The sequence below is a fragment of the Propionivibrio pelophilus DSM 12018 genome (genome assembly GCF_059569095.1).
Window position 1 is genome coordinate 1 of sequence record NZ_JCANUT010000129.1, and the last position, 2039, is coordinate 2039.

2 protein-coding genes are annotated in these 2039 nt (G+C 55.3%); both read left to right on the forward strand.

What is annotated here, in order from left to right:
* The first annotated feature begins 266 nt into the window (after positions 1 to 266).
* Complete coding sequence (locus tag BO74_RS20955) at positions 267 to 461, forward strand: hypothetical protein (RefSeq protein WP_496445321.1); 195 nt, start codon at positions 267 to 269, stop codon at positions 459 to 461.
* Between the two features lie 421 nt (positions 462 to 882).
* Positions 883 to 1743, forward strand: coding sequence for a hypothetical protein (locus tag BO74_RS20960; RefSeq protein ID WP_496445323.1), 861 nt, complete (start codon positions 883 to 885; stop codon positions 1741 to 1743).
* Positions 1744 to 2039 lie beyond the last annotated feature (296 nt).

Consider the following 2039-nt stretch of genomic DNA (forward strand, 5'->3'; position numbering starts at 1 on the left):
CGCCAGTACAACAAAAATGCCAAACCACTCAAGTGGAAGTATGCCGATCCGTCCCGCCATATCCGGTGCGATTCTTCTGGTTCAATGGACTAGTCCAATGAAAGTTTCGGAGATCACACGAGGTCACAAAAGCGGGACGCTCGTTACACAAGCCCGGAAAAGAGCCAACAGATGCCCCGGTGCGCGCTTGCTACGATGAAGCTGTCAGATGAAGTGATGTTTCACCTGATGAAGGCAATTCAACCACTCTTGTGAAAGGAAACATCATGGAACTCAGCACGAGCTTCTTCTTTGAACACGGCCTCGAAATTCGTTTGATCGTTGCAGCGCTGTCAGTTGTTGGCGGCTACGGACTCGTCAAGCTTTACACGCTGGTTGGCGAAGCGCGTGATGCCGCCCTCGAAGCCTACCGCAAGGCCTCTGAAGGCAAACTCAGCATCAGCGCAGCTGCCGCGCATTAGTTCTGTCTGGTCATGACAGTCCAACCTCCGGCCGGAAAATAGCCGTTTGCCAATCGATTCCCCATCGCTGAGGCAACAACACGCCACGCCACTCCTGGCAGGCATTCCGGTCGGAATATAGCGGCACCCTTCTTCGGGTTTCCCGCCGCATCGCCGCCCAGCAGGGTTTTCCGGCGAATCCATCAAAAAATAGTGGCACCGGGTTGTCGATATCGATGAACTCGTACGAAACACGTGCGCCGGCCAATCGATCAGTTCCTGAATCGTGTGAGTATTCCAACTCATCACCCGATTGGACAACTGGGACAGCGAACCGGAGAAACGTTGGGGATACAGTATTTAATAAAATAGTTCGTACGATATTGTTACCTCCGCCAAGGTTTCTTATACTTATTTAAGTTCGTACGTAATTGAGCTCTCCATGACGACGCAAGAGTCGACCAAACGTGGTCCTGGCCGGCCAGGAAAGTACGCGAATGCCAAAGAGCGGTCACGCGCCTGGCGGGAACGGCAAAAGGCGTTGATCGCCGAGGCCCAACGGTTGACTCAACGGGCTGAGCCGATCGTTGTTGAAAGACTTGTCGAGAAAAGAATCGAAATTCCGGTTGTACCCCTCGCTCCCGCCAAAAGGTCGCGAGGTCGGGGCCCAACGGATGCACCGAATGCCGATAAATTGGGCACGTTGTTGATACCCAAGTTCGCTGCCTTTGGTGGAGAGGCGCGTGCCAAAAAGCTGCGAAGCAATGCAGCGCGTGTCGCGGCTACGGCGCGTGAGATTCTGGCGATGTTTGGCCCGTCCGAGAATGTTCCGGAAACCGAGAAGGTCTTCCTTCAACACGTGGTACGTTTCTTTGACAGCCTGAATGCCAGTTTTGAGGTGGCTCAGCGTGGGGCAAAAACAACCAAGGCGCGAGTAGACGCCGAAATGCTGGCCACGCATGAGGCGCGCCTCGAGGAGATCATTCGGCTTATCTTTTCCGGACATGTTGATCTGGAGACGGTCCGGGCGATGGCAGAACAGCTCCAGACGTTTGCCAGTCGGAAAGCATGCGATGAGGAAGCGCGTCGGCACGGAGTTGATCGGGCCTATTTTCCGATCGCGCGCGAGTTCGAACTTCGCGCTGCCCTAAAGAGTGGCGATGTGAAGAAAATTGCGCGAGAAATTGCTGAGATTCGTCTTGAAACGGAAGAGCGAGGGCGACAGTGGACGGACCAAGGAGAAAGCTGCTATCTCGCCGGCTGGGCTGATTTTCTTGAATTCCGTTCGAACGGAAACAGATGATGCGTGGCTCAGTTGTAACGGTATTGCGTTTGCGGAACGCCAGTGACGTCCGTCAGAGCAATTGGCGGCACACGGTTTCCCCCTCGCACCCGGCAAGTCCGGCGATCAACGTGGCGGGAAAGGTCGCCCCAAATGGGCCGGCTGTCACTTGCAGGCAGTGATGGGGACTGACGTTTTCTCTCCTTGCCAGCCTTGCGGTAAACGGGGGGAACTCGATAGGTGGGCTGGTTCGACCACGAGGCAAAAACGGGTCGAAAAACGGGTGTCGTCGTTCGGGGTTCGCGCCGTTCTGGCTC

What these genes read in the sequence shown, in the direction of transcription:
- BO74_RS20960 (WP_496445323.1), top strand. Translation starts at nt 883, where the DNA reads ATGACGACGCAAGAGTCGACCAAACGTGGTCCTGGCCGGCCAGGAAAG.
- BO74_RS20955 (WP_496445321.1), top strand. Translation starts at nt 267, where the DNA reads ATGGAACTCAGCACGAGCTTCTTCTTTGAACACGGCCTCGAAATTCGT.